The sequence below is a fragment of the Streptomyces sp. NPDC050504 genome (assembly GCF_044458065.1).
Classification (GTDB): domain Bacteria; phylum Actinomycetota; class Actinomycetes; order Streptomycetales; family Streptomycetaceae; genus Streptomyces.
Window position 1 is genome coordinate 203,747 of sequence record NZ_JBITHO010000002.1, and the last position, 19,282, is coordinate 223,028.

The following is a 19,282-nucleotide window of genomic DNA, read 5'->3' on the forward strand; positions in this document are numbered from 1 at the left end:
GTGTTTAGGGTGTGACCCATGTTTCGAATTGAGACAGGAGTCGACAAACAACGACGCGCCCTGCTGGGCAAAAAGCTCCGCGCCGCCAACGTCGACCGCTCCCCCGCGATACGGGGGCTCGTCGAGACCGGCACCGAGGACGAAGTGCCGCTCCAGGTCTGGGCGTTCGACGCGGAGGGGCAGCTCGCGGGGGGTCTGGCCGGGCGCGTCTGGGCGCGCTGGCTCCATGTGGACCTGCTCTGGATCGACGAGCGGCACCGCGCCGCCGGGCTCGGCACGCGGCTGCTCGACGAGGCGGAGGAGCGGGCCCGCGCCGACCACGGCTGCGTCAGCTCCCGCCTGGAGACCTGGGACTTCCAGGCGCCCGGCTTCTACCGCAAGCGGGGGTACGAGGTGATCGGCGAGGTCCCCGACTATCCGCCGGGGGTCACCGAGTACATCCTGGTCAAGGCGCTGGTGTAGCGCCCGGACCGGAGCGCGCGGCGCAGGCCCCGGAGCGCGCGGCACTCCGGGGCCCCGCCCGCGCCCTCAGCGCAGCCTGCGCGCCCCCTGCGAGGGCACCGCGGGGAACACCCGGGGCGCACCGAATCCGGCCGAGGCGAACGCGTCGGCCACCGACTCGGCCAGCGCGTCCGCCTCCCGCTCCGCCACCAGCACGATCGCCGAGCCGCCGAAGCCGCCGCCCGTCATCCGCGCCCCGAGCGCGCCCGCCGCCAGCGAGGCCTCCACCACGAGGTCCAGCTCGGGGCAGGAGACCCGCAGGTCGTCGCGGAGCGAGGCGTGGCCCTCGGTGAGCAGCGGGCCGATGCCCCGGACGTCGCCCGCGTCCAGCAGTGCGGCGATGCGCCCCACGCGGCGGTCGTCGCCGACCACGTGCCGCACGTAGCGGCGCTGCGTCTCGTCCGTCAACGCGGCCAGCGCGCCCGGCAATTCCTCGTACGCGAGGTCGCGCAGATGGGACACGCCCAGTGCCCGCGCGGCCGCCTCGCACCCGGCGCGCCGCTCCGCGTACGCGCCGTCGCCCAGCGCGTGGCTCACCCGCGTGTCGACCACCAGGAGCGTCAGGCCTTCGGCCGCCGGGGCGAAGGGGACCTGGCGCACGGTCAGGTCGCGGCAGTCCAGGTGCAGCGCGTGGCCCTCGACCGCGCAGGCCGACGCGGTCTGGTCCATGATGCCGCAGGGCACGCCCACGAACCCGTTCTCGGCGTGCTGCGCGACGCGCGCCAACTCGGGCGCGGTCAGCCCCAGTTCGTACAGGTCGTTCAGGGCGAGCGCGACGACGACCTCCAGCGCGGCCGACGAGGAGAGGCCGGCCCCGGTGGGGACCGTGGACGTGAGGTGCACGTCCGCGCCCCCGACCTCGTGGCCCGCCGCGCGCAGCGCCCAGACCACGCCCGCCGGGTAGGCGGCCCAGCCGCCGCCCGCGCCCGGGGCGAGCGCGGCGGTGTCGTCCAGCTGGACGACACCGCCCGGGACGTCGGCCGAGTGCAGCCGCAGCACCCCGTCGGCGCGGCGGGCGACCGCGGCGACGGTGGTGTGCGGCAGCGCGAGGGGCATCACGAAGCCCTCGTTGAAGTCCGTGTACTCGCCGATGAGATTCACCCGTCCGGGTGCGGCCCACACCCCGTCGGGGGCGTATCCGTAGAGCGCGTCGAAGGCCTCGGCCGCGCCCCGCGCACGCTCCCCGTCCGACTCCCGTCCGGCAGGCCCGTCCGGCTCCCGCGCGGCCGGCCGGTCCGGCAGCGCGTCTATGCCCGTCACAGCCCGGCCTCCGCCCGGCGCGCGAACGCCCAGGCGTCCGCGACGATGCCCGCGAGGTCGGAGCGCGAGGGCGTCCAGCCCAGCCGCTCGCGCGCGGTGGCGGCGGACGCCACCAGCACGGCGGGGTCGCCCGGCCTGCGCGGCGCCGCGGCCTCGGGGACGGGGTGCCCGGTGACCTTGCGGACGGTCTCGATGACCTCCCGTACCGAGAAGCCGTTGCCGTTGCCGAGGTTGCAGATCAGGTGCTCGCCGGGGCGCGCCTTGTCCATGGCCAGCAGGTGCGCCTCGGCGAGGTCGGCGACGTGGATGTAGTCGCGGACGCAGGTGCCGTCGGGCGTCGGGTAGTCCTCGCCGTACACCGAGATCGACACGCGCTTGCCGAGGGCGACCTGGAGCACGAGCGGGATGAGGTGCGACTCGGGGTCGTGCCGTTCGCCGTAACTGCCGTAGGCACCAGCGACGTTGAAGTAGCGGAGGCTGACGGCGGCCAGGCCGTGCGCGGCGGCCTCACCGGTGATCATGTGGTCGACGGCCAGCTTGGAGGCGCCGTAGGGGTTGGTGGGGGACGTCGGGTCGGTCTCCGTGATCGGCGTGTCGACCGGCTCGCCGTAGGTGGCGGCGGTGGACGAGAAGACCAGGCGGCGCACGCCCGCGTCGCGCATCGCGCCGAGCAGCGACATCGTGCCGCCGACGTTGTTGACCCAGTACTTCTCCGGGTCGACGACGGACTCGCCGACCTGGCTGAACGCGGCGAAGTGCAGCACGCCGTCGTAGCTGGGGTCGAGCCAGCGGGCGGCGTCCTGGACGCGCCCCTCGACGAACTGGGCGCCGGACGGGACGCCCTCGCGGAATCCGGTGGAGAGGTCGTCCAGGACGGTCACCGCGTGACCCGCTTCCAGGAGGTGCGCGGCGACGACGCTTCCGACGTATCCCGCGCCGCCCGTCACCAGGTACTTCTTGCTCACTTGCTCGCTACCTCTCGCAGTCGCTGGGCCGCGGCCTCCGGCGGCACGTCGTTGATGAAGACGTCCATGCCGGACTCGGAGCCCGCGAGGAACTTCAGCTTGCCGGATGTGCGACGAATGGTGAAAAGCTCCAGATGCAGGGCGAATTCACTCCTGTTGACGCTTCCTGGCCCCCGGAAGGGCGCCTGGTGCCAGGCCGCGACGTACGGCGTGGGCGGCTCGCCCTCGCCGAAGATCCGGTCGAAGCGCCGCAAGAGTTCCAGATAGACCTGTGGGAACTCCGTGCGCGCCGCCTCGTCCAGCTCCCGCAGGTCGGGCACCCTGCGGCGCGGGTAGAGGTGGACCTCGTACGGCCAGTGCGCGGCGTACGGCACGAAGGCGGTCCAGTGCTCGCCCGCCAGCACCACCCGGCTGCCGTCGGCGCGCTCGCGCTCCACGACGTCGTCGAAGAGGTTGCCCCCGCCGGTGCGCTCGCGGTGCTCGTCGGCCGAGCGGAGCATCGCGGCCGTGCGGGGGGTGGTGAAGGGGTACGCGTAGATCTGGCCGTGCGGGTGGCCGAGGGTGACGCCGATCTCGGCGCCGCGGTTCTCGAAGCAGAACACCTGCTGGACCTGCGGGAGTTCGGCGAGTTCGGCGGTCCTGTCGGTCCACGCCTCCAGGACGAGCGCGGCCTGTTCGTCGGTCAGGTCGGCGAAGGACGCGTCGTGGTCGGAGGTGAAGCAGACGACCTCGCAGCGGCCAGAGTCGCCGGCGAGGGAGGGGAAACGGTTCTCGAAGACCGCGACGTCGTAGTCGGGCTCCGGGATCTCGGTGTGCCGGCCGTCGCGGGACGGGCAGAGCGGGCACTCGTCGGCGGGCGGGTGGTAGGTGCGCGCCTGCCGGTGCGAGGCGATGGCGACGGTGTCGCCGCGCAGCGGGTCGTGGCGCACTTCGGACGTGGTCGCCACGGGGTCGAGGGGACGCGGGTCGACGGCGTCGCGGACGACGTCGTCACGGGAGTCGTAGTAGAGCAGCTCCCGACCGTCGGCGAGCGTCGTGACCGTCTTCTTCACCAAGGGCCTCCAAACATAACCGCGCACAACAAACCATGAATCAACAGGATCGTCAACGCTCGGCGCGACGGGTGCTGTTCACGCGGTGAAAAGAGGCATGGCTGTCACGGGGTTCGGCCGCGGGCGTTCCGTACGCACCGAAGGGCCGAACCCCACACGAAACCGAACAGATCCAAACGGACCGGGGCTACTCGACGGGGTCGGACCCCTGGTGCCGTTCCGTCGCGCCCGCCGCGCGCTCCAGCAGGCCGGTGCGGGCGGCCAGGGCCGCCGCTTCCAGGCGGGAGCCCACGCCCAGCTTCATCAGCACCCGCTGGACGTGCGTGCGCGCCGTGCTGGGCGCTATTCCCATGCCCGCCGCGATCAGCCGGGTGTCCTCGCCCTCGGCGACCCGCACCAGGACCTCCACCTCGCGCGGCGTGAGCATCTGGAGCAGCCGCTGGCCCTCGTCGTCCGGCTGCACCGCCGGGTTGAGCAGCTCCGCGAAGGCGCCCTGGAGCAGCTGCGGCGCGACCGCCGCCTCGCCCGATCTCGCCTTGGCCATGGCCCGCTCGACGCCCTCGATGCGCTCGTCGTGGCGCACGTAGCCGGACGCGCCCGCGGCGAAGGCCGCGGCGATGCCGCGCGGGCTCGGCACGGGGCCGAGCACGACCACGGCCACCTGGGGCCGCTCCCGCTTGATCCGCAGGATCGGGTCGAAGGCCCCGGGCTCGGCGGGGGTCGACGTGCCGAAGAGGCAGACCTCGGGCGCCCGGCTCACCACGAGATCGGCCGCCCCCGCGGTGGGCGCGGCCGCGGCGAGCACGCGGTGACCACGTAGTTTCAGTGCCGATGCGAGCGCCTCGGCGAGCAGTCGGTGGTCGTCGACCACCATGAGCCGCACACCCATCGAGCAACCCCCCATACCCCTGGAGCTGGCCCCCCGGCCCTCCTGACCCGGCAAGCTACACGCTTGTTCGACATTGCGCGCCCCTTACGTGCCAGAAGCCCCCCAGAATGCCGAATTCTGCGTCATTCAGGGCTACTTGGCCGTCGGGAAGTGAACGGCCCTGCCGGTCGGACGTTCGACCGGCAGGGCCTTTGGGTTACAACGGGTTTGAACGGTGGATCAGTTGGTGGCGAACGCGAGAGCCAGGTACTTCTTCCCGTACTTCGACTCGCCGTCGTCCTTGCTGAGCCGGTAGTCGGAGATGTAGAGCCTGCCCGCCGCGTACCGGATCTCGGCGCTGTCCAGCAGGAAGCTCCGCTCCGCCTCGCGCACCGCCTCGTCCGCCGGGTTCTCCATCAGCACCGTCTGCTTGCCCGTCGCGGGGTCGATGCTGACGACCTGCCCGCCCTTGTCGTACGGCGGCTCCTTGTACGCGATGACGTTGTTGCCGTCCATGCGCAGCGGCCACATCGTGTACTTGCCGCCCGCCTCGAACTTGTCGGAGGTCGGCTTGCCGGTGGCGAGGTCGAAGGAGAGGATCTCGTTCGTCCGGCCGTACTCCTCGCCGGTCGCCTCGTGCTTCTCGGTCGGCACGTACAGCTTGTTGTTGCCGACCGCCAGGCGGTTGCACTTCTCGACGTCTTCGCAGTCGCCGTAGAACTTGTCGCCGGGCGCGGAGATGCGGCCGAGCAGCTTGCCGGTCGCGTAGTCGACGGAGAAGAAGTCCGAGATGCCGCTGCCGTCGCCCGCGGTGCGGTTGATGTCGGCGGCGACGACCAGCGGCTTGGAGTTGACGATCGAGGCGTCCTCGACGCCCGCGGGCATCTTGAAGCTGGAGATCGGCTTGCCCTTGTCGCCGAGCGGCTGGATCAGCAGGCTCGCGTTGCTGCCGTACCGGCCGCACCTGCGGACCGCGACCAGCGCGTCGCCGCCGCTGTAGCCGATGTCGTGGCAGTTCTGCGCGTCCGTGTCCGGGTTCCACAGGACGGCGCCGGTGTTGACGTCGAAGCCCGCGCCGCCGTAGAGGCCGCCCGCGGCGACCGTGGTGCCGCTGAGGGTCACCTCGTCGAACTTGACCGGCTCGTCACCGCTCTGGTTGCCCTTGGCGGTCTTGCTCCACAGCAGCTTGCCGGTGTTCAGGTCGATCGCGCCGACCTGGTCGCACGGCAGGTACTTGTCCTTGGCGCTCCGCTTCTTCGCCTCGAAGAGGATCGCCGTCTTGTTGTCCTTGGTGACGTGGCGCGACGCCTGGCAGGGCTGGCCCGGCAGGTCGATCTTCCAGGTCTGGGTGCCCTTGAGCGCGTCGTAGCCGACGATCGAGTTGACGCCGGGCTTGGCGTAGACCTTGTCGGTCGCCCAGGAGCCGAAGACGTCCGTGAGGTCCGTGACCACCGGCACCGGCAGCTGGAAGGCGAGCTTCGAGTTGACGTTCGCGGCGGGCTTCTCCTTGCCGCCGCCGCCTGCGGGCTGCTCCTTGCCGCCCTTCCCGCCCTTCTCGCCCTTGTCGCCGGAGCCCCCGGCCTCGGTGCTGGTCTTGTCCCCGTCGTCCTTGGTCGCGGAGTAGACAGCGCCGCCTCCGATGATCAGGGCGATCGCGGCGGTCGCCGCGACGACGATCCTCAACTGCGTCTTGTTGAGGTACTTGGCGATGCCGCCGGGCGCGCCAGGCCCCGCCGGGGGCTGCTGGCCGGGCGCGGGCATCGGCTGCATCGGCGCGGTCGGGTAGTTGTACGGCGCCTGCGCCGCCTGCTGGCCGGGCGCGGGCTGCTGCGGGTAGCCGTAGCCGGGACCGGCCGCGGGCGGGGCCTGCGGCGGGGCGGCGGGGGCGGCGGGCGGCGCGGGCGGGGCCTGCGGCGGCGCGGCGGGCGGGGCCGGGGGCTGGGCGGGCGGCTGGGCGGGCGGGGTCTGCGGGTAGCCGTAACCGGGGCCCTGCGGCGGCTGGTTCGGCCCGCCGTATCCCCCCTGCGGCGGCTGGTTGGGCGGCTGGGGCGGCTGCGTCATGACGTTCGTACCTCTGGAGGAAGGGGAGTCGGGATGCTGGGGGTATCGGGGGACACCTGGGCGTCGGCCGAGGGGGCGATCGGGGGGACGGTCGAGGGGGCGATCGGGGGGACGGTCGAGGGGGCGCTCGAAAGGACGGTCGAGGGGACGGTCGAGGGGACGGTCACTTGCCGAAGGCCATGATCGTCTTTTCCTTCGTGTCGTCCTTGCCGGTGACGTGGTCGCTGAGGAGGAAGAGGCGACCGCCCTCGTAGCGCGTGACGGGCGTGAAGAACGAGCGCTCGATCCCGGAGGTGGAGCCCGGGTTCTGCAGCACGGCCTTCGGGGCGCCGCCCGAGGGGCCGATCGTGGCGACCGTGCCGCCCTCGGTGCCGGTCGGCTCGACGTAGACCACCAGGTTGCCGCCCTCGGTGCGGACGGGACGCATCAGCCGGTCGGCGGGCGCCGCGGCGGTCCACTTCACCTTGCCGGTGTTCAGGTCGAAGGCGACGGCCTTGTTGGTGCGCGCGACGCCGCTCTTGTCGGGCTCCGTCGCCATGTAGAAGGTGTTGGCGTCGGCCGCCACGCCCGAGCAGCCCTCCAGGCCGCTGCTGAAGAGGCCGCACTGCTGGTCGAAGTGGAGCCCGCCGGTGGCCAGCGTCGAGCGGACCGTCCCCCGCTCGGTGAGCACCTGGATGCGCAGCTTCTTCTGGGCCTCGTTCTCCAGCAGCACCACGGTGGGGGCGGTGGAGAAGATCTTCTTGACCTTCCAGCCGGTCGGCACCCGGTACGTCCACCTGGGCTTGCCGTTCGCCGGGTCCAGCTCCTCGATCTGGATCGGCCGGGTGTCGTAGTCGGCGGAGCGGCAGGCCGTGACGGCGATGAGCTTGGCGCCGCCCGCGTACTCCTCCGGCTGGCAGTTGCCCGCGCGCTTGCGGTGGATCTGCTTGCCGTCGGTCATGCTGTAGGCGCTGACGCCGTTGATCCGGCCGACGGCGAAGGTGTTGCCCGAGATGACGAAGCTCTCGCCGAGGCCGCCGATGTCGAACGCCCCCTGCTTGCGGTCGACCTTGGTGCGCCAGCCCGACTTGCCGGTCTTCAGGTCGATCATCTGGATCGTGTCGCAGTCGGCCCTCTCGGTCGCGCCGTTCTTGATCATGACCGCGATCTTCCCGTCGGCGGTCGCGGTCTTCGGCGCCCCGCACAGGTCGACGGTGAACGGGACCTTCCACTTCTCCTTGCCGTCCGCCACCGAGTAGCCCGTGACCGTCCGGTACGTGGCGGTCACGACGGTGTCGTCCGTGAACCAGGGGCCGAGCTGCTTCGCGCCGTTGTTGGGCAGGTCGACCTGGTTCTGGTTGAGGAAGAGGACCTTCGACTCGCCCGGCTTGCGGCCCGCGTTGAGGTCGTCGGAGAACTCCTGGCCGTTGCCGCCCTGGCCGTCTCCCTCGATCTCCTCGTCCGTGAGGGACCTGGAGGGCTTGGGGGCCGTCGAGCTCTTCTTCGCCTCCGGCTTGTCGTCCCCGTCGCCGCTGGTGGCGAAGTAGACGCCGCCGCCGATCACGAGGACGGCGGCGAGGGCCGCGCCGATGATCGCCGCGGGCTTGCCCTTGAAGGGGCCGCCGCCACCGCTGCCGCTGCCGCCACTGCCTGCGGCGGGCTGCATCGGGGCCGTGGGGAAGTTCGCCTGCTGCGGGTGGCCGTAACCGGGCTGCGCCGGGGGCTGGCCGTACGGGCCCGGCTGACCGGGCTGCGTCGGAGGCTGGCCGTACGGGCCCGGCTGGCCCGGCTGCGTCGGCGGCTGCTGGCCGTACGGGCCCGGCTGGCCCGGCTGCTGGCCGTAAGGGCCCGCAGGGGCCGCGTACGGACCCGGCTGCGGCGGCTGCTGGCCGTAAGGACCGGGCTGGGCGGGCTGGCCGGGCGCCTGCGGGTAGCCGTACCCCGGCTGCGCGGGCGGCGGCTGGGGCGGCTGCGCCGGAGCACCGGGCGTCCCCTGCTGGGGATCCTGCGGTGCTCCGAAGCCTCCCTGCGGCGGCTGCTGGCTGGGCGGCTGCGTCACAGCTCGGTCCCCCTTTGTGCGGATCCGATGTCCGATCCGGCCTCCCCCGCTGTCCCTCCGGGCTGGAACGACCCCCGTCGGGATGGAGCGTTTCGGACATGGATTGCGCAGTGTTGCGTCAGTCGAGCGGGGCTTCTTTCTATCACTGGTGCACCGGGGAACACCTGATCGGTTCCTCCCCTGTTCCCAAGGGAGAACCGGCCCGTGATACCTCCGTTACGCGCCCTCTACACGACCTCTACGACCCGGCCCGCGTCACCGCTACGCGTCTTCGGCCAGCTCAAGCCAGCGCATCTCCAGTTCCTCGCGCTCGCCCACCAGTTCGCGCAGCGTCGCGTCCAGCTTCGCGACCTTCTCGAAGTCGGTCGCGTTCGCGGCGATGTCGGCGTGCAGCTTCGCCTCCTTGTCGGAGATCCTGTCGAGCTGCCGCTCGATCTTCTGCAGTTCCTTTTTGGCCGCGCGGGCGTCCGCCGACGAGGTCGACGACGCCTCCTTTCCGGCCTTCGCCTGGGCCGCCGGGGCGGGCGCCGCCGCCTCGACCGCGCGCGCCCGCCGCTCCAGGTACTCGTCGATGCCGCGCGGCAGCATCCGCAGCGTCGCGTCGCCGAGCAGCGCGAACGTCTTGTCGGTGGTGCGCTCGACGAAGAACCGGTCGTGGGAGATCACGACCATGGAGCCGGGCCAGCCGTCGAGCAGGTCCTCCAGCTGCGTCAGGGTCTCGATGTCGAGGTCGTTGGTCGGCTCGTCGAGGAAGAGGACGTTCGGCTCGTCCATCAGCAGCCGCAGGATCTGGAGCCTGCGGCGCTCGCCGCCGGACAGGTCGCCGACCGGCGTCCACTGCTTCTCCTTGGCGAAGCCGAACTGCTCGCAGAGCTGCCCGGCCGTCATCTCGCGGCCCTTGCCGAGGTCCACCCGGTCCCTGATCTGCTGGACCGCTTCGAGGACCCGCAGCTCCGACGGCAGCTCGGTGACGTCCTGCGAGAGGTACGCGAGGCGGACCGTCTTGCCGACGACGACCCGGCCCGCCGCGGGCTGCTCCTCGCCCTGGCTCGCCGCCGCATCGGCCAGCGCGCGCAGCAGCGAGGTCTTGCCCGCGCCGTTCACGCCGACCAGGCCCACGCGGTCGCCGGGGCCCAGCTGCCAGGTCAGGTGCTTGAGCAGGGTCTTGGGGCCGGCCTGGACGGTGACGTCCTCCAGGTCGAAGACCGTCTTGCCCAGGCGCGCGTTGGCGAACTTCATCAGCTCGCTGGTGTCGCGCGGCGGCGGCACGTCGGCGATCAGCTCGTTGGCGGCCTCGATGCGGTAGCGGGGCTTGGAGGTGCGGGCCGGGGCGCCGCGGCGCAGCCAGGCCAGCTCCTTGCGCATCAGGTTCTGCCGCTTGGCCTCCTCCGTCGCCGCGATGCGCTCGCGCTCGGCGCGCGCGAAGACGTAGTCGGAGTAGCCGCCCTCGTACTCGTGGACCTGGCCGCGCTGCACGTCCCACATGCGGGTGCAGACCTGGTCGAGGAACCAGCGGTCGTGGGTGACGCAGACCAGCGCGGAACGGCGCTCCTGGAGGTGGCGGGCCAGCCAGGAGATGCCCTCGACGTCGAGGTGGTTGGTCGGCTCGTCGAGGACGATCAGGTCCTGCTCGGCGATGAGCAGCTTGGCGAGCGCGATGCGGCGGCGCTCGCCGCCGGAGAGCGGGCCGATGACGGTGTCCAGGCCCAGCTCGAAGCCCGGCAGGTCGAGCCCGCCGAAGAGGCCGGTCAGCACGTCGCGGATCTTGGCGCTGCCCGCCCACTCGTGGTCCGCGAGGTCGCCGATCACCTCGTGGCGGATCGTCGCGGCGGGGTCGAGCGAGTCGTGCTGGGTGAGCACGCCCAGGTGCAGCCCGCCGACGTGGGTGACCCGGCCGCTGTCGGCCTCCTCCAGCTGGGCGAGCATCCTGATGAGGGTCGTCTTGCCGTCGCCGTTGCGGCCCACGACGCCGATCCGGTCCCCCTCGGACACACCGAGCGAGACGGAGTCGAGCAGGGCACGCGTGCCGTACACCTTGCTGACTGCCTCGACATTGACCAGATTGACGGCCATTTCACTCCTGTACGGCGGGATCGATCGACGTCCCAGGGTAAGCGCCGGGCCGGTGCGCCTGTCGGGTACGGGCTCCCGCACCCGCTCCCCCGTCGAGCGGCGCCCGCGCCGGGCGCCGCTCGTCGGCCTACGCGCGGCCTACGCGCGGTCCACGACGCGGGCGCCCGGCGCGGGGGATCCGGCGACCCTCGCCGTACGGCAGGTGCCCGAGGCCAGCAGCGCGTCGGCGATCGACGCCGCCGACTCCGCGTCCTTCGCCAGGAACGCCGTCGTGGGGCCCGAGCCCGAGACCAGGCCGGCCAGCGCGCCCGCCGCCGTGCCTGCCGCGAGCGTGTCGGCCAGCGAGGGGCGCAGCGAGAGCGCGGCGGGCTGGAGGTCGTTGGCGAGCGCGGTGGACAGCGCCGTCGCGTCGCCGGTACACAGTGCGGCCAGCAGCGCGGGGGCCGCCTCGGGGGCGGGCGCGACCGGGGTCAGCCGGTCGAACTCGCGGTAGACCGCGGGGGTGGAGAGCCCGCCGTCGGCGACCGCGAACACCCAGTGGAAGGTGCCGCCGACGTCCAGCGGGGTCAGCCGCTCGCCGCGCCCGGTGCCGAGCGCGGCGCCGCCGACCAGGCTGAAGGGCACGTCGCTGCCCAGCTCGGCGCAGATTTCGAGCAGCTCGGCGCGGGTCGCGCCGGTGCCCCACAGGGCGTCGCAGGCGAGCAGGGCGCCCGCGCCGTCCGCGCTGCCGCCCGCCATGCCGCCCGCGACGGGGATGTCCTTGTCGATGTGGATGTGCACGTCGGCCGCGATGCCCCGGCGCCCGGCGAGGGCCAGCGCGGCGCGCGCCGCGAGGTTCGTGCGGTCCAGCGGGACCTGGTCGGCGCCGGGCCCCGTACAGGTGATGCGCAGTTCGTCGGCGGGGGCGACCGTCACCTCGTCGTAGAGGCCGACCGCGAGGAAGACGTTGGCGAGGTCGTGGAAGCCGTCGGGGCGCGCGGCGCCGACCGCGAGCTGGACGTTGACCTTGGCCGGGACCCGTACCGCAACGCCGTTCACCGGTCGGCTCACCGCTTGTTCTCCGCGATCGCCGCGAACTCTTCCACCGTCAGCGCCTCGCCGCGCGCCTGCGGCGAGATCCCGGCCGCGACCAGCGCCGCCTCCGCGGCGGCGGCCGAGCCCGCCCAGCCCGCGAGCGCGGCCCGCAGCGTCTTGCGGCGCTGCGCGAACGCCGCGTCGACCACCGCGAAGACCTCCGCCTTCGTGGCGGTGGTCTTCACCGGCTCGGCGCGCCGCACCAGCGAGACGAGCCCGGAGTCGACGTTGGGCGCGGGCCAGAAGACGTTGCGGCCGATGGCCCCGGCGCGCTTCACGTCCGCGTACCAGTTGGCCTTCACCGACGGCACGCCGTACACCTTGTTGCCGGGCTTCGCCGCGAGCCGGTCGGCGACCTCGGCCTGGACCATCACCAGCGTGCGCTCGATGGACGGGAAGCGGTCCAGCATGTGCAGCAGGACGGGCACGGCGACGTTGTACGGCAGGTTGGCGACGAGCGCCGTGGGCGGCGGGCCGGGCAGCTCCTGGACCTGCATGGCGTCGGAGTGCACCAGCGCGAAGCGCTCCGCGCGCGCGGGCATCCGCGCGGTGATCGTCGCGGGCAGCGCGGACGCCAGCACGTCGTCGATCTCGACGGCGACGAGCCGGTCCGCGGCTTCGAGCAGCGCCAGGGTCAGCGAGCCGAGTCCGGGGCCGACCTCGACGACCACGTCGTCGGGGCGCACCCCGGCCGTGCGGACGATGCGGCGCACGGTGTTGGCGTCGATGACGAAGTTCTGGCCGCGCTGCTTGGTCGGGCGCACGCCCAGGACCGCCGCCAGCTCGCGGATGTCGGCGGGCCCCAGCAGGGCGTCGGACGCGGCATCGGCCGCGGGGCCGGGGGCCGCGTCGGCGGCGGGGCCGGAGGCGTCCGTGACGTCGGGGGTGTCGGGCTGCTCAGTGGTGCTCACCCGTAAAGCCTACGGCCGCAGTGCGGCCAGGGACTCGCTCCCCTGGAGACGTACAGCTTCTTCGCCCGGAAGGTCTGCTCGGCCGCGGGCGCGTCCTGCGGGCTGCCGCTGCCGCCGAGCGACTGCCAGGTCTGGCGGTCGAACTGGTACAGCCCGCCGTAGTTGCCCGAGGGGTCGACGGCGCCCGGCCGCCCGCCCGACTCGCAGTGCGCGAGCGAGGACCAGTCGAGGTTGTCGGCGCCCGCGACGGACGTGGGCATCTTCTTGGTGCCGACCTTCACGATCCGCTCGACCGGCTCGCGCACGACCTCGTCGGAGATCCGCTTGGGCTTCTGCTTGACGCCGTTGACGGTGCGCACGGCGTACGTCACCTTGCGGGACCCCTCGCGGCCGGACTGCTCGACGACCTCGGTGCCCGTGAAGAGCGTGGGGTCGTCGGTCCTGCGCACGCGGTACGCGATGGGCTCCTCGCGGATCTCCTCGGTGCCGGTGATCCGCATGACCGTGACGGTCTGCCCGTCGCGCGGGAAGCTGTCCGGCGGCACGGAGGTGGTGTCCTGGCCGCCGAGGGTGATCCCGGCCTCCTCGACCGCCTCGCGGACCGTGGCGGCGTTGGTGCGGACGGTGCGCTCGTGGCCGTCGGCCATGAAGGTCACGGTGCGCTCGGTGCGCACGTCCAGCGTGAGCCCGGTGCGGCCGATCGCCGAGGAGCGGGACGCGGAGAGGTACGCGCCCTCGGCCCGCACCCCGAGCTGGCGCAGCGCGCCCTCGACGGTGCGCGCGGTGGTCCACACCCGGCGGCGCTGCCCGTCGAGCGTGAGCGTCACGGGGCGGCCGTAGCGCACGACGACCTCGTCGCCGCTGGCCAGCGCGGTGCCGGGGGCGGGGGCGACGATGTCGTGGGCGCCGATGCCGACGCCCTCGTCCGCCAGCAGCTCGCTGACGTCGTCGGCGAAGGTGTGCATCGTGCGGGGCACCCCGTCGACGCTGAGCTTGACGGCCTTGTCGTTGGCGACGAACGCGGAGGTGCCTCCCGCGAGGAACGCCACGACGAGGGCCTGGGGCACGAGGCGGCGCAGCCCGTCGGGACCGCCGCCGATGCCGCCGCCCGCCGCGCCCCTGCCCGGCTTGCGGCGCCGCCCACCTCCGGCGCGCCCGGGGGCGGGGACGTCCGGCGCGGCGGAGTGCGGGGGGTCCTGCGGGTCGGGGTGCGGGGCGGGGGGCGGGTCCGCGTACGCGGCGGGCTGCGGGGCGGGGGGCGGGGCGTCGGCGCCGGGGTTCTGCCGGGGCAGCAGGGGCTCGCGCAGCTCGTAGGCGGGGGCGTACGTGTCGGGGTCGGGGTCGTACGTGCCGGGGGTGTAGCTGTCGGGGGCGTACGCGTCGGAGTCGTACGCGTCGGAGTCGTACGTGTCGGAGTCGTACGTGTCGAAGGAGCCCGGCCCCGGGTCCTCGCGCACGGCGGCGGGCGGCTCCGCCGTCCTGGTGGCGCGGCGGCCGCCCCGCGCGGCACGGTGACTGCCCTGTGAATTGCTCACTGCGCTCCAGAGTCCGGTCCGCGCTCGTTCAGCCTTGCGGCTCGTCCAGCCTTGCGGGCCGGGACACTAGCGGAGCGGAGGTCACTCTCCAAAGCGGCTCGACCACGGAGCGTCGCGGCGCTACCCTGCGCCGCGCCCTCCCGAAGTCCGCGGGCGCCGCCCCTCAGTAACCAAAAGCGCGTGCGGTATTGGCCGAGACCGCCGCGGCCATGGCGTCCTCGTCGATGCCCCGCACCTGCGCCATCGCCCGCAGCGTGACCGGAATGAGATACGGCGCGTTAGGCCGTCCGCGGTACGGCACCGCCGTCAGGTAGGGCCCGTCGGTCTCCACCAGGACCAGTTCCAGCGGCGCGACCGCCAGCGCGTCCCGCAGGTGCTGGGCGTTCTTGAAGGTGACGTTGCCCGCGAAGGACATGAAGTAGCCCGCGGCCGCGCACTCCCGGGCCATCTCCGCGTCGCCCGAGTAGCAGTGGAAGACGGTCCGCTCGGGCGCGCCCTCCTCCGCGAGGATCCGCAACACGTCCGCGTGCGCCTCCCGGTCGTGGATGACCAGCGCCTTGCCCCGCCGCTTGGCGATCTCGATGTGGGCGCGGAAGGAGCGCTCCTGGGCGGCCATGCCCTCGGGGCCCGTACGGAAGTGGTCGAGGCCGGTCTCGCCGACGGCCTTCACGTGCTCCAGCGAGGCGAGGCGCTCGATCTCGGCGAGCGCCTCGTCCAGGGCGGCATCGCCGCCCCCGGGCCGCTCGCCCTGCCGCGACCAGCCGTCCGGATCGCCGTGCACGATGCGCGGCGCCTCGTTGGGGTGCAGGGCGACCGCCGCGTGCACGTTCTCGTACGCGGCGGCGGTCTCGGCGGCCCAGCGCGAGCCCTTGATGTCGCACCCCACCTGGACCACCGTCGTGACGCCGACGGACGCGGCCTTGGCCAGCGCCTCGTCGACCGTGGCGTCCTGGAGGTCCAGATGGGTGTGCGAGTCGGCGACCGGAACCCGCAGTGGTTCGGGCAGCGGCGGGTGTGCGTCCTTGGGGCTCATGCCCCCGATCGTAATTTCCGCGGGTGTCCGCGGTGGAACGGATTACTTGCGGTGGAAGGGATGCAGCAGATCCGAGAGGTGCCAGTGGTGCTCGGGCTTGGCCGCGGCGGGGGCGGCGGCGGTCCCGGCGTCCTCGGCCGCGGGGCCGGTCCCGGACGCACCGCCCTTGGCCGCCGCGCCGCGCTGGCCCATCAGCGCCAGCACCGAGGAGACCTGTCCGGCGCGCATGATGCGCACGACGTGGCCGCCGCAGTTGAGGCAGGTGGGGCGGGTGAGCGGAGAAGGCACCTTCTCCCCGTCCGCCCGGTAGGTCACATAGGGCTCGCCGGCCGCGTCGACGTGGTGCTCTATGTCGTACGACTGCTCCCAGCCGTGACCGCACCTCATGCACGCGAAGGCGTACGCCTCGTGGACGGTGGTGCCTGAGAAGTCACTCATGCCTGCTCCTCTTGTCCAGTGGACAGGCCCTCGAACCAAGCGCTGCCCACAGAACAGTGGACGCCTTTTTCCGGCCGAGTGCGAGCCGGCCGGTCGAGTATTGGAGCGGTCTTGGCCCTTTCCTGGGAAAGGGGCCCGTAGCGCGGCGAGCGCTTTACCTGCGGTGTTCTTTTTACGATAGTCCCTTGCCCTGTGCGGGGGCCTGCCGTTCCGCGTTCTTTGCCGCCACGACGGCATCGAACACCTCGCGCTTGGGAAGGCCCGCCTCGGCCGCGACCGCCGCGATCGCCTCCTTGCGCCGCTCGCCCGCCTCCTCGCGCACCCGCACCCTGCGCACCAGCTCGTCCGCGTCCAGCTCGGCGGGCCCGGACTCCGGGGCGCCCTCGACGACGACGGTGATCTCGCCGCGCACCCCTTCGGCGGCCCACTCGGCGAGGTCCTTCAGCGCGCCGCGCTTCACTTCCTCGTACGTCTTGGTCAGCTCGCGGCACACGGCGGCCCGCCGCTCCCCGCCGAACACCTCGGCCATCGCGGCGAGCGTGTCGTCCAGGCGGTGCGGCGCCTCGAAGTAGACCAGCGTGCGCCGCTCGTCGGCGACCTCCCGCAGCCGGCCGAGCCGCTCCCCCTGCTTGCGCGGCAGGAAGCCCTCGAAGCAGAAGCGGTCCACGGGCAGGCCGGACAGCGCCAGCGCGGTGAGCACGGCCGAAGGCCCCGGCACGGCCGTGACCTTGATGTCCTTCTCCACCGCGGCGGCGACCAGCCGGTAGCCGGGGTCGGAGACCGACGGCATGCCCGCGTCGGTGACCAGCAGCACGCGCGCGCCGCCCTCCAGCGCCTCGACCAGCTCGGGCGTACGGGCCGATTCGTTGCCCTCGAAGTAGGAGACGACACGCCCGGTGGTCTGCACGCCGAGCGCCTGCGTCAGACGGCGCAGACGGCGCGTGTCCTCGGCCGCCACGACGTCGGCCGCGGCGAGTTCGGCGGAGAGCCGGGGCGGGGCGTCCGCCACGTCTCCGATGGGGGTGCCTGCGAGTACGAGGGTTCCGGGCGTTCCTGTCACCTTTCCATCCTCCCAGCCCGGACGGGCGACTCGCGCAGGAGCGTTCCCTACGATGGCGCGGTGACCAGTACCGCGCCCGAAGCCCTACAGGGCCAAGACGCCGACCGGCGGCCGCCGCACTCCTGGCAGCGGCGGCTGCTCAGATTCGGCTACGCGCCCCGGCGGACGCCGTCGCTGCGGGACCGGCTGGTCCCTCCGTACGTCCGGCCCAACCGCAGGACCTGGGCCGTGCTCGGCGTGCCCGAGCCGCTCGCGCGGCGGGTGGAGCGCTGGTCGGCCTGGGGCGGACCGCTGCTGGTCGCGCTGGTCGCGGGCGCCCTGCGGTTCTGGCACCTGGACCGGCCCAAGGCCGTCATATTCGACGAGACGTACTACGCCAAGGACGCGTGGGCGCTGGTCAACCAGGGGTACGAAGGGGCCTGGCGGCTCAAGGACGTCGACAAGCTGATCCTGAAGTACCCGGGCGACGTGAAGGTCCCCACCGAGCCCAGCTACGTCGTGCACCCGCCCATGGGCAAATGGGTCATCGGCCTGGGCGAGCAGCTCTTCGGCCTGAACCCCTTCGGCTGGCGCTTCATGGTGGCGCTGCTGGGCACGCTCTCGGTCCTGATGCTCTGCCGCATCGGCCGCCGCCTGTTCCGCTCCACGTTCCTGGGCTGCCTGGCGGGGCTGCTGCTCGCGGTGGACGGCCTGCACTTCGTGATGAGCCGCACCGCGCTGCTCGACATGGTGCTGATGTTCTTCGTGGTCGCCGCGTTCGGCTGTCTGCTGATCGACCGGGACCGGTCGCGGGAGAGGCTCGCGGCGGCGCTGCCGGTGGACGCGGACGGGGTGCTGCGGCCCGACGCGGGCGTCGCGGAAACCTTGCGCCTGGGGTGGCGGCCGTGGCGCCTGGCGGCGGGCGTGCTGCTCGGCCTCGCGTGCGGCACGAAGTGGAACGGCCTCTACGTCCTCGCCGCGTTCGGCCTGCTGACGGTGGCGTGGGACGTGGGCGCGCGGCGGGTGGCGGGCGCGGTGCGGCCGTACGCGGCGGTGGCGAAGCGGGACCTGCTCCCGGCGTTCGTCTCGACCGTGCCGGTCGCGATCGCCACGTACCTGGCGACGTGGACCGGCTGGATCGTCGGCGACAAGGGCTACTACCGGGACTGGGCGACGACGGGCGGCAAGGGCGGGAACTTCACCTGGCTGCCCGACTGGCTGCGGAGCCTGTGGCACTACGAGAACGAGGTCTACAAGTTCCACGTCGGCCTCACCGACGGCCACACCTACGACTCCAACCCGTGGAGCTGGATCGTGGTGGGCCGCCCCGTCTCGTACTACTACGAGGACGTGAAACCGGGCGTCGACGGCTGCGGCGCGCCCGTGGGCGGCGAGAAGTGCGCGAGCGAGGTGCTGGCGCTCGGCACGCCGCTGCTGTGGTGGGCGGCGTGCTTCGCCCTCGTGTACGTGCTGTGGCGCTGGTTCTTCCGCCGCGACTGGCGCGCGGGCGCGATCGCCTGCGGCGTGGCGGCGGGCTGGGTGCCGTGGTTCTTCTACCAGGAACGGACCATCTTCCTCTTCTACGCGGTGGTCTTCGTCCCGTTCCTGTGCCTGGCGGTCACGATGATGATCGGCGCGATGCTCGGCCCCCCGGGCGCGGACGAACGCCGCCGCGCGGTGGGCGCGATCGGCGCGGGCGTCCTGGTGCTCCTGATCATCTGGAACTTCATCTACTTCTGGCCGCTGTACACGGGGGACCCGATCCCGCTGGAGGAGTGGCGCAACAGAATGTGGCTGGACACGTGGGTGTAGCGGGGCGACCGTGCCTGCCCGGCGGTAACGAAACGGCCGTTTCCGGCACCGCTCGCGGTGCCGGAAACGGCCGGATTCGGATCAGTTGTAGCTGTTGAAGAGTCTGGTGTTGTTGTAGAGCCAGTCCTTCGAGGTGATGGTCCAACCGACGATGCCGGGGTTGAACGACGCGCTGGGCGTCGCGGTCCAGGTCACCGTTCGGACGGTGCCGTCACTGCGGTGGTCGAGGGCACCGAGATCGTCCCGACCGTCGCCGCTGAAGTCGCCGGCCACGAACTTGGCACGCGAGCGGCTGTAGCCCGTGGGTGTCGACCAGGAGCGAAGGGCGCGTTGAACGCTCCCTTGACCGTGGAGGTGTTTTCGATTGCCCTGAGGCTCGCGATGGAACGAGAAGTCGTTCGGTGCTTGGGTCGATGGCGTACGAGCCGAATTCAAGGCCCCATCAAGCGAGCGGGCGGTCAGAAGCCGACTCAAAAAAGCAGGAGAACAGGGAGCTGACGCCGTCTACTTGGCCATCAGTAATGTGAGCCAAGAGAAGGCGCTGTACGCCGTCAAGAACAATGTGTGGCGGAACCCGAGCACACTGTCCACGGTCCGGGCCTTCGGCGGCGAAGACTATGCC

Annotated in this window: 15 protein-coding genes; 2 read left to right on the plus strand and 13 right to left on the minus strand. The window is 72.5% G+C overall.

Going from position 1 to position 19,282, the window contains the following annotated elements:
• Positions 1-18 precede the first annotated feature (18 nt).
• Complete coding sequence (locus ACIBNE_RS06785; RefSeq protein ID WP_399270377.1) at positions 19-462, plus strand: GNAT family N-acetyltransferase; 444 nt, start codon at positions 19-21, stop codon at positions 460-462.
• Positions 463-528: 66 nt separating this feature from the next.
• Here the strand turns inward: ACIBNE_RS06785 and galK are convergent, their stop codons facing one another.
• From galK to rsmI, 13 genes are all read right to left on the minus strand, one after another.
• Positions 529-1,623, minus strand: a complete 1,095-nt coding sequence (galK, locus tag ACIBNE_RS06790; RefSeq protein WP_399271249.1) for a galactokinase — start codon at positions 1,621-1,623, stop codon at positions 529-531.
• Positions 1,624-1,757: 134 nt separating this feature from the next.
• Positions 1,758-2,726, minus strand: a complete 969-nt coding sequence (gene galE / locus ACIBNE_RS06795; protein WP_399270378.1) for a UDP-glucose 4-epimerase GalE — start codon at positions 2,724-2,726, stop codon at positions 1,758-1,760.
• A complete protein-coding gene (gene galT, locus ACIBNE_RS06800; protein ID WP_399270379.1) occupies positions 2,723-3,778 on the minus strand; it encodes a galactose-1-phosphate uridylyltransferase in 1,056 nt (351 codons plus the stop codon). The genes galE and galT overlap by 4 nt, the downstream gene beginning before the upstream one ends.
• A 187-nt stretch (positions 3,779-3,965) precedes the next feature.
• Positions 3,966-4,667, minus strand: a complete 702-nt coding sequence (locus tag ACIBNE_RS06805) for a LuxR C-terminal-related transcriptional regulator (RefSeq protein WP_399270380.1) — start codon at positions 4,665-4,667, stop codon at positions 3,966-3,968.
• Positions 4,668-4,886: 219 nt separating this feature from the next.
• A complete protein-coding gene (locus ACIBNE_RS06810) occupies positions 4,887-6,707 on the minus strand; it encodes a PQQ-binding-like beta-propeller repeat protein (RefSeq protein ID WP_399270381.1) in 1,821 nt (606 codons plus the stop codon).
• A 163-nt stretch (positions 6,708-6,870) separates the two neighbouring features.
• Positions 6,871-8,745, minus strand: a complete 1,875-nt coding sequence (locus ACIBNE_RS06815) for a PQQ-binding-like beta-propeller repeat protein (protein WP_399270382.1) — start codon at positions 8,743-8,745, stop codon at positions 6,871-6,873.
• Between the two features lie 261 nt (positions 8,746-9,006).
• Positions 9,007-10,818, minus strand: coding sequence for an ABC-F family ATP-binding cassette domain-containing protein (locus ACIBNE_RS06820; RefSeq protein ID WP_399270383.1), 1,812 nt, complete (start codon positions 10,816-10,818; stop codon positions 9,007-9,009).
• Between the two features lie 138 nt (positions 10,819-10,956).
• On the minus strand, positions 10,957-11,868 hold the full coding sequence (locus ACIBNE_RS06825) for a 4-(cytidine 5'-diphospho)-2-C-methyl-D-erythritol kinase (RefSeq protein WP_399270384.1): 912 nt from the start codon (positions 11,866-11,868) through the stop codon (positions 10,957-10,959).
• Positions 11,865-12,701: a 16S rRNA (adenine(1518)-N(6)/adenine(1519)-N(6))-dimethyltransferase RsmA gene (gene rsmA, locus ACIBNE_RS06830; protein WP_399271250.1), complete on the minus strand. Its 837-nt coding sequence runs from the start codon at positions 12,699-12,701 to the stop codon at positions 11,865-11,867. Before rsmA ends, ACIBNE_RS06825 begins: the two co-directional genes overlap by 4 nt.
• Before the next feature lie 98 nt (positions 12,702-12,799).
• On the minus strand, positions 12,800-14,338 hold the full coding sequence (locus ACIBNE_RS06835; RefSeq protein WP_399270385.1) for a ubiquitin-like domain-containing protein: 1,539 nt from the start codon (positions 14,336-14,338) through the stop codon (positions 12,800-12,802).
• A gap of 163 nt (positions 14,339-14,501) precedes the next feature.
• On the minus strand, positions 14,502-15,371 hold the full coding sequence (locus ACIBNE_RS06840) for a TatD family hydrolase (RefSeq protein ID WP_399270386.1): 870 nt from the start codon (positions 15,369-15,371) through the stop codon (positions 14,502-14,504).
• Between the two features lie 42 nt (positions 15,372-15,413).
• Entirely contained in the window at positions 15,414-15,809 is a 396-nt protein-coding gene (locus ACIBNE_RS06845; RefSeq protein WP_399270387.1) for a hypothetical protein, read from the minus strand.
• A gap of 172 nt (positions 15,810-15,981) precedes the next feature.
• Entirely contained in the window at positions 15,982-16,869 is an 888-nt protein-coding gene (rsmI, locus tag ACIBNE_RS06850; protein ID WP_399270388.1) for a 16S rRNA (cytidine(1402)-2'-O)-methyltransferase, read from the minus strand.
• Between the two features lie 60 nt (positions 16,870-16,929).
• Between rsmI and ACIBNE_RS06855 the strand changes: the two genes are divergently transcribed.
• A complete protein-coding gene (locus ACIBNE_RS06855; protein WP_399270389.1) occupies positions 16,930-18,660 on the plus strand; it encodes a dolichyl-phosphate-mannose--protein mannosyltransferase in 1,731 nt (576 codons plus the stop codon).
• Positions 18,661-19,282: the final 622 nt, after the last annotated feature.